Source organism: Pedobacter sp., assembly GCF_035317785.1.
Classification (GTDB): domain Bacteria; phylum Bacteroidota; class Bacteroidia; order Sphingobacteriales; family Sphingobacteriaceae; genus Pedobacter.
The window spans coordinates 1-8,790 of the sequence record NZ_DATHGC010000401.1 but is presented as its reverse complement, the minus strand read 5'-3'; the positions used below and the strand labels follow the sequence as shown (position 1 = coordinate 8,790).

The following is an 8,790-nucleotide window of genomic DNA, read 5'->3' as shown; positions in this document are numbered from 1 at the left end:
TGCTAAAAAATGTAGGTATAAATATCAGTCGTCAGGGCACGCAGATCGGTCCGCAACATAAGTATGTTAACGCATTCCTCTGCCAGGATGGTTTGCCCATCGAAAAATCGCCGCAATTTCAGGGATTTCAAACCTATGGGTCGGAATTTGCCAATCGGGACAATCGCTTGAGATATACAATTAAAGTATTGAATATGCACTATTGGTACGGTGCCAGCAATTTCCGCGTCACATGGGCAAATGATGCCGCCGATATTGCCAATTCGCAGGGAAAAATTACCCAGATAGGCGGATATGCTAACCAGAAGTGGGTGACCGAACGTAACTGTCCCGATCAGAAGGAATCGGAAGATTATCCGGTGATCAGGTACGCTGAAGTTTTGTTAAACTATGCTGAGGCGGTTTACGAGCATAATGGGGCAATTGGTGATGCCGACTTAGACAAATCGCTTAACCTGGTGCGCCTGCGTGTCAATAAAAATATGCCGCCTTTAACCAATGCCTTTGCGGGGGCCAACGGATTAGATCTTCGCACAGAAATAAGGCGTGAGCGGTTCATTGAACTTTACTATGAAGGCTTTAGGTTTGATGATATCAAACGCTGGCACAGTGCTGGGACAGATCTGGTTACCAATGTTGGTGGTGCCGCTTATGATAATGCAAGCCAATTCGTAAGTCCTTGGCCGATAAGTATCAAATATGTAGGAACCCAGGCACAGGTTGGCCCAAATCCGCTAGTTCCGGCGCCAACCAATCCCCGCGATGCAAATGGCTATTTAATACTGGATAACACCGCACGGCTGTTCAGTGAAAAAAACTACCTGTATCCAATCCCGACACAACAGCTTCTGCTTAACCCTAAGCTGGTACAAAACCCGGATTGGTAGCTGTTTTAATGGATAAGAATGAAGAGGGTGATCATGATCTATGATATACCCTCTTTTCTTTTGTCCTAAAAGTGATTGTAGACAGTGTATGAGGGCCCTATTATTCCGAGCTGAAAATGACGCTTTTTACTTCAAAAATGATTCTTTCAGCTCAGTGAGCCCCGCTTTCCACTAGGTAATTATTTAGGATACGAAAAATTAAGTATATACTAAAAAAATTAAAACATGAGCATTACATCACATTAATTGATTTCGCAGCGGTAAAAGAACCGGGACATCCAGAGAGGAAAGATAAACAATCTCAAAAAGCAACAAAACATGATAAAGGATTGTCATCGGTTACGGGGAATCCATCAATATTGTTTCACTTGGACTTATAATTTTGCAGGTAAATTATTATATATTAGTCACTCACGAGCAATTATTAGCGTTACAGATACGGGATATGAAACATGCGTAAGGTTTGTATTTATCATGCTAAATTAATAAACAGGATCTGGATGAGAATTTTTCTTATTTTAATACTTTTTCTTTTTAATCTGACGGAGATTAAGGCAACAGATCCCCCTGCGGTTGAATATTTAGGGATAGAGCATGGCTTGTCTAATAATCTGATTAGATGTATATACCAGGATCATAAAGGATTCATGTGGTTTGGAACACGGGATGGGTTAAACAGATATGACGGATACGGATTTAAAGTATTTAGAAATGAATTCAATGATCCAAATTCCCTTGTGCATAATATCATACATTCCATCACAAGCGATTCAGAGTACAATTTATGGATAGGAACGCGTCAGGGAGTTAGTGTTTATAATGATCTTTTTGGAAAATTTGCTACGGTTAAGTACCGTCCAAATAAAAAGACCGCATATCCCATAAGAGAAGTTATAAAGGATGTTAAAACGGACAGGAAAGGGAATGTTTTTATTGGGTCCGAAGGTTTGGGTTTGTTGTACTGCAGAAAAGGGGAATTCATTGCCGATCAGATTCCGTTATTGACCAAGGGCAAAGAAACGACCGTTTACGGGGTCCAGGCTATAAAAACAGATGCTACAGGCAAAATTTGGGTGTTTGTTCAAAATCTTGGCCTGTGTGCACTTGATTACAATTCTATGAAACTCAGAGTGGTGAACACTGCTGTTTATTTAGCGCTTTGCATGGAGATTAATGGCAACGACATCTGGATAGGGACCAATAGCGGATTGTTTAAATTCGATATATTGCAGCATAAAGCTGAGCAGGTAGTTTTATCAGAAAAAACGGTAAATTCGAGAGGGATAACCAGTATTACACTGGATAAATCAGGGAATCTTTGGCTGGGCACGAGCGGGAATGGGATTTACATTTATAATATTGATGAAAAGAAAGTTTCAGCTTTGCCTGCTCTAGGTAGTAAGATTTTTCCAAGGGGGGGTACGGTGTATTCTATTTACCTTGACAAGGATTCCAGGAAATGGATTGGAACATCATTAGGTGGTGTAAATACTATTGATCCTAATAAAAAAAGATTCCAAACCATAGCTCACGATTCTGATAGCAAAAATACCTTAGCCGGAAATGCTGTTTCTGCATTTTACGAAGATCATGATTATAAAGTGTGGGTCGGCACTGAAGATTCCGGATTGAATATCTGGGATCGAAGCGCCAATTCCTTTGTAAATTATAAGAATATCTCCGGTGATCAAAGATCCCTCTCAGATAATTCTATAACTTCTATGGTTTCGGATTATAAAAATAACATTTGGCTTGGAACTTTTTCCAATGGTCTGAACCGGTTTGAGCGTTCTACGAATTCCTTTGAAAGGTACAAATGTATAAATCCGTTAACCGGAGTTGAAAGCAAAGTTGTATTTACATTATACCAGGATCACGACAGAAATCTTTGGGCGGGCACATTACGGCGGGGAAGTTTGCTGGGAGCTTTATATCGTTTAAACAGAGATAGAAATAAATTTGAGCTTTTTGATACACGCCTGACCGATCTTTTTGTAATGAATGAAGATTCTGAAGGAACTTTGTGGGGCGGTAATTTAAATCAACTGATTAAAATTGACAAAATAACCAAAAAACATAAATTTTATAACATCGGATATACGGTAAGAGCCATTTACGATGATTTAAATGGCAATTTATGGATTGGTACAGAAGGTGGCGGTTTGCTTTTGTTTAATCGAAAATCGAACAGGATAACTGCCAGATATACTACCGAAAATGGTTTATGCAACAACTCTGTGCTTACAATTCTTGACGATGGTAAAAAAAATCTCTGGATGAGTACCTATAATGGAATATCTAAATTCAATACCGTAAAAAGAGTATTTAAAAATTTTTATCAGAGTGATGGACTTCAGAGTAGCCAGTTTCAGATCAATGCAGCGCTCAAATTAAGTTCCGGTGAAATGGTATTTGGCGGCATCAGAGGGTTCAATATTTTTGAGCCTTCTTCAATTGTACCTGTAAACGTGACACCAAATTTGCTGTTAACTAAGCTGAATGTCAATAATATGCGGCTTGAATCAAACCCTTCTTATATTCAGAAGACTTCAGATGAGGGGGTCAGGGAACTAAAAGTTCCGTATGATAAAGCAGTATTCTCCTTTGAGTTCACCGCTCTTGAATATTCTGCCCCCAATAAGATCATGTATGCATATTATATGGACGGGTGGGATAGGGGATGGAATAATACAGGGAACGGCAGAATTGCATCGTATACACATATTGATGAAGGGACTTATATTTTTAAAGTAAAATGTACTAACATAGACGGAGTTTGGAATAAGCAGGAAATTGCCTTGAAAATTACAATATTGCCACCCTGGTACAGGACATGGTGGGCATATATGATGTATACAGGCTTTGTGGTGTCCATAATATATATATATCTGATATACAGGGCAAAACAAACTAAATTACGGTACGAAGTAAAGATTATTAATCTTGAAGCTCAGCGAAAGAAAGCTGAATACGAAACTGAAGTTGCAAAACATGAAAAGGAAAGGTCAGAGCATGAGAAAGAACGTGTAATCAATGAAAAGGAAAAAGAGTTGAATGAAAAAAGACTTTCCTTTTTCACCAATGTTTCCCACGAGTTCCGAACACCGCTTACACTGGTCATAAATCCTGTTAAAGACCTGATTGAAAAATTTCATCATCATCAATCTGATTATCTCCCGGAATTAAATATTATTCATAGGAACGCCCGGAGAATGTTAAGTCTGGTTGATCAGTTGCTGCTATTCAGAAAGGCGGATACGGAGTCTGACAACATTAATGCTTCAAAATTAAACTTTTATGACTTGTGCAGGGAAGTATACCTTTGTTTTATACAACAGGCAAATTCCAAAATGATCAGCTTTAATTTCACTTTTGAGAATAAAGACATGGAGGTTTATGCAGATCGTGAAAAAATAGAAATTGTTTTATTTAATCTCATTTCAAATGCATTAAAATATACCCCGCCTCACGGTTCTGTTACCATCAGGGTGAATGAAACCTCCAAAGAAATATTGGTTTCAGTGATCGATACAGGATACGGTATTCCGGAAGACGCAGGAGACAAATTATTTGAGCGGTTTTATCAGGCAAAGAGGAATGATCATTTATTAAAACCAGGGTTTGGCATAGGTCTTTATCTCGCGAAACAATTTACAAATGCACACTCTGGAAAGTTAACTTATAAAAGTGAACTAGGCAGGGGCACAGAGTTCTCCCTAATGTTATTAAAAGGATTTAAACATCTTCCAAGCGTAATTAAAAATCTTGCACCTGAAACTGAATCGGTTTTATTCAATGAATTATTGCTCGATGAATTCTCTGAGACAGACCTCCAGCAGGAGCAACATTATATACCCGGTAATTTAATTACTGATAAAAAGAGTATTTTAATTGTTGATGATGAATCTGATATCCGGCAATATATTAAAAGCATTTTCAGGTCCGATTATATCATTTATGAAGCTGAAAATGGAGAAAATGGTTTATACCTTGCGCACGAGAAATTACCTGACCTGATCATAACTGATTTTAGAATGCAGGGCATTGACGGGATTGAGCTTTGCGAAAAAATTAAAGAGGATCCTGCGCTTTCATTTATTCCGGTCATACTGCTAACGGCCAGTTCGTCACAGGAAGTAAAGCTTAAGAGCCTGGAAGGAGGTGCTGATGATTACATCAGAAAACCATTTGAAAAAGAATACCTGGTGGCACGGGTTGCTAATTTGCTAAAGAACAGGAACAACCTCCAGAATTATTTTTATAATGAAATCACACTTCAGTCAAATACGATTGCTATATCAGAAGAATATAAGAAATTCCTGGAAAAGTGTATCGTCATTGTGGAAAACCATTTGTACGATGCAGATTTTGGTATAAAATCTTTGGCAAATGAAATTGGCATGAGCCATTCTAATTTGTACAAACGCGTAAAATCAATATCCGGACAGTCAGTGAGTGCCTTTATCCGTTTTATCCGATTGCGCAAGGCAGCTGAATTAATGATCAATACGGATTGTAATGTTACCGAGGCTGCTTTTCAAACAGGTTTCAATGATTCAAAATACTTCGGCAAACAATTTTTGAAATTGTTTCATTCAAACCCATCTGAATTCATAAAAAAGAACAGAAAATATTTCAATAAGAAATATAAAATTCAAGATGAGGTTCCGAACAAAAAAAAGGAATAGCGTAAAAGATAAAATCACTGTTTTTTTGATTAAATAGCTGTCAGCATCCATTTGAAGGCCATAAGGCGAAAAACTACTCCTTAATTACGATTTTATACTCCTGTATTTTTTCCTAACTGTCCATATTCGTCTCAACCAAATATTGAGTCTTATGGACAAAGTTGACAAATTAATAGTTTTATGGAATAGTACGCGAGACGGGGAAGAAAAAGCGTTTGCTTTACTGCACAAGGAACTCTATCCATGCTTATTCAGTTATATTGTCAAAATGATCAAGGACGAGGATTCGGCCAACGATTTGTTACAGGATCTTTTTATTAAATTCTGGCAAAATAAGCTGCGTATTGGTTATATCCTTAATGTGAAAGCTTATTTTTATAAATCCGCGCGTTCTATCGTTTTAAACCATATTCGAAGCACCCAATTAAAACAGTCAAAGCTGGATGCAATGCCTGTAACTGAGTTTGAATTTTCACACGAGGAGTTAATCATCGCTGATGAATTCGATTCCGAACTTAAAGGGGTAATATTGAATACCATTAATAAATTACCGGCAAGACAACGCGAGGTGATTCATATGCATTTTTTTCAGAACCTTGAATATACAGAGATTGCAGAGATTACGGGTATAAAATATCAGTCTGTAGTCAATCATATTTACAGAGCTGTTCAGGTATTGCGGGAGGCCAGCTCTCTTTCCAAGATATATGCGGCCTGAACAAATTTAATTGGTCACAATAGAGTATCTGTTTTAGTTTTTCCTGTCATTACCATTATGAAGGAAAAGAATTTTAGAAAAAACAAATATGATTTGCCCCTCTCATTACGGAAAATAAGAGCATACCGGACTTGCTCCATTGGTATTCTCTGTTTGCATTGCTCAAGCCAAAACCTTTACGTGAAATAAATATGACTTCAATTAAATGTGTATTAACCTATCTGTTTTTTTTTCTTTGCATCTATTCCTCTTCCGGACAAAACATTGTGCCGGGAACAGAAGCAGTTTTGCTTTCTCCTGATCAGTATACTTCCTTTAGGTTTTACCAGAAAAGTGATCCGGCGGGTAAAAAGACTTTTTATTATCAGGTGGCCTATAAAAATAAAATTGTTATCGGAGAATCGGTAATGGAATTGCAGCTTGACAATCACCTTTCTGAAAGTGCAATGGCCCTTCCAATAGACAAACATCAGCGCTGGTTTGAAAACCTGCAGGTAAAAAAAATCAGCAGTGTAACCAGAGATACTTCCTGGAAACCTGTGTATGGTGAAAAAGCAATTATTCGTGACCATTTTAATGCGCTGACTATAGAAACGGTAAAGGATGACAATCCTATTTATCTGATGAATATTGAGGTCCGTGTGTATGACCAGGGGGTTGCATTTCATTATTTTTTTCCTGAAAATGAAAAAGGAACCTATTACCGCATTGTTTCTGAAAATACAGAGTTTAGCCTTCCGGCTGGCACACAGGCATGGGTAGCCAAATGGGCTCAGGCAGCCTATCATAAATTGCCCTTAAATAATTGGGAAGGGGAGGCGGAAAGACCTTTGACTTTAGAACTTGCAAATGGTCTTTATGCTGTTCTGACCGAAGCGAGAATGGTTGATTATGCACGCGCAAAATTTAAATTAGATCCTGTTAAACCCAACACCATCGTAATCTCCATGTTTACGCCTGCGGATCTCATTTCACCATTTTCCACTCCCTGGAGAGTGATCATGATCGCCGAAAGCCCGGGTAAACTGGCAGAGAACAATCACTTAATTTTGAATTTGAATGAGCCGTCCCGGATCAAAGATCTCAGCTGGATAAAGCCGGGAAAGATCATGCGCGTCATGTCTCAAACTACTCAAGATGCGCTGGATAATATTGATTTTGCTGCAAATCGTGGTTTACAGTATATATTGTTTGACTGGAAATGGTATGGCCCCGCTTTTGACTTCAAGTCTGATGCCTCTAAAGTTGCCATTAAGGATTTCGATCTTCCGGCTATCATAAAATATGGTAAAGAAAAAGGTGTTGGAGTATGGCTGTACGTAAATCAGCAGGCACTTTTGATGCAAAGTGACAGTCTGTTTTCCATCTATAAAAAATGGGGCGTCGCAGGTGTCAAATTCGGTTTTGTGCAATCAGGCTCTCATCGCTGGACTACATGGATTGAAAAGACCATTCAACAAGCTGCTGTGAACCACATTATGGTTAATGTTCATGATGACTGGCGCCCTACCGGAGAGCAGCGTACCTGGCCCAACCTGATGACTGCGGAGGGTGTTCGTGGAAATGAAGAGATGCCGGATGCAACGAGTAATACAGTGTTGCCCTTTACACGTTATCTTGCCGGTGCCGCAGACTATACGATTTGTTATTTTGACAAGCGTATCAAGACCACTCATGCGCACCAGCTTGCTCTTGCAGCTGTCAATTTTAGTCCGCTGCAGACTTTGTACTGGTACGATAAACCTTCTTTTTATCACAACGAACCTGAATTGGAATTCTGGGATAAAGTTCCTGTAACCTGGGATGAAACAAAAGTACTGCAAGGATTTCCCGGTAAGTTTATCACTACTGCCCGAAGAAGCAGGAACGATTGGTTTTTAGGAACGATTACAAATAATGAAGCCAGGAACCTAAAAATAAAATTTGATTTTTTGCCGGAAGGTAAAACGTATACTGCCAGTATATATTTTGATGACCCCAGTGTTAAAACAGCAACTAAAGTAGGGGTCATCAAAAAAACCATTGATCGTAATACTATGATCGATGTTAATTTAATGCCTTCGGGCGGGCAGGCCATCTGGCTTTCAGAGCAGATGAAATAACCCAGTCTGATTCATCAAATGACAGGATTAGGCATAATAATTTCAATTAAACTTTTTACAGAATCAAAATATAAAGTCAATGTCAGATAAACCAGCCTTCACCGAGAAGAAATTTCTTGTTACTTTTATTTTTGTTACCTCATTGTTCATGTTGTGGGGAATAGCCCATTCGATGAGTGATGTATTGAACAAGCATTTTCAAAATGTGTTGAACGTCTCAAAATCCCAGTCTGGTTTGATCCAGTTGTCTGTATTTGGAGCTTACTTTGTGATGAGCATTCCGGCCGGGATGTTCCTTAAGCGTTTCGGATATAAAGCAGGTGTTATACTGGGGCTTGCTCTCTTTGCCTCAGGAACCTTTTTATTTGTTCCTGCCGCGGACGCGAATTCATTTG

At 38.6% G+C, this 8,790-nt stretch carries 5 protein-coding genes; all 5 read left to right on the top strand.

Features of this window, described 5'->3' with window-relative positions:
- On the top strand, window positions 1–887 hold an 887-nt coding region (locus tag VK541_RS25315), incomplete at its 5' end, for a RagB/SusD family nutrient uptake outer membrane protein (RefSeq protein WP_324373440.1).
- Window positions 888–1,387: 500 nt separating this feature from the next.
- A complete protein-coding gene (locus VK541_RS25310; protein WP_324373439.1) occupies window positions 1,388–5,575 on the top strand; it encodes a hybrid sensor histidine kinase/response regulator transcription factor in 4,188 nt (1,395 codons plus the stop codon).
- 151 nt (window positions 5,576–5,726) lie between these two features.
- On the top strand, window positions 5,727–6,293 hold the full coding sequence (locus VK541_RS25305; RefSeq protein ID WP_324373438.1) for an RNA polymerase sigma factor: 567 nt from the start codon (window positions 5,727–5,729) through the stop codon (window positions 6,291–6,293).
- 191 nt (window positions 6,294–6,484) lie between these two features.
- Window positions 6,485–8,395 carry a glycoside hydrolase family 97 protein gene (locus VK541_RS25300; protein WP_324373437.1) on the top strand — a complete coding sequence of 637 codons (1,911 nt, stop codon included), beginning with the start codon at window positions 6,485–6,487 and terminating at the stop codon, window positions 8,393–8,395.
- A gap of 79 nt (window positions 8,396–8,474) precedes the next feature.
- A partial coding sequence (locus VK541_RS25295) for an MFS transporter (protein WP_324373435.1) occupies window positions 8,475–8,790 on the top strand: 316 nt, incomplete at its 3' end.

What these genes read in the sequence shown, in the direction of transcription:
- VK541_RS25300 (WP_324373437.1), top strand. Translation starts at nt 6,485, where the DNA reads ATGACTTCAATTAAATGTGTATTAACCTATCTGTTTTTTTTTCTTTGC.
- VK541_RS25305 (WP_324373438.1), top strand. Translation starts at nt 5,727, where the DNA reads ATGGACAAAGTTGACAAATTAATAGTTTTATGGAATAGTACGCGAGAC.
- VK541_RS25310 (WP_324373439.1), top strand. Translation starts at nt 1,388, where the DNA reads ATGAGAATTTTTCTTATTTTAATACTTTTTCTTTTTAATCTGACGGAG.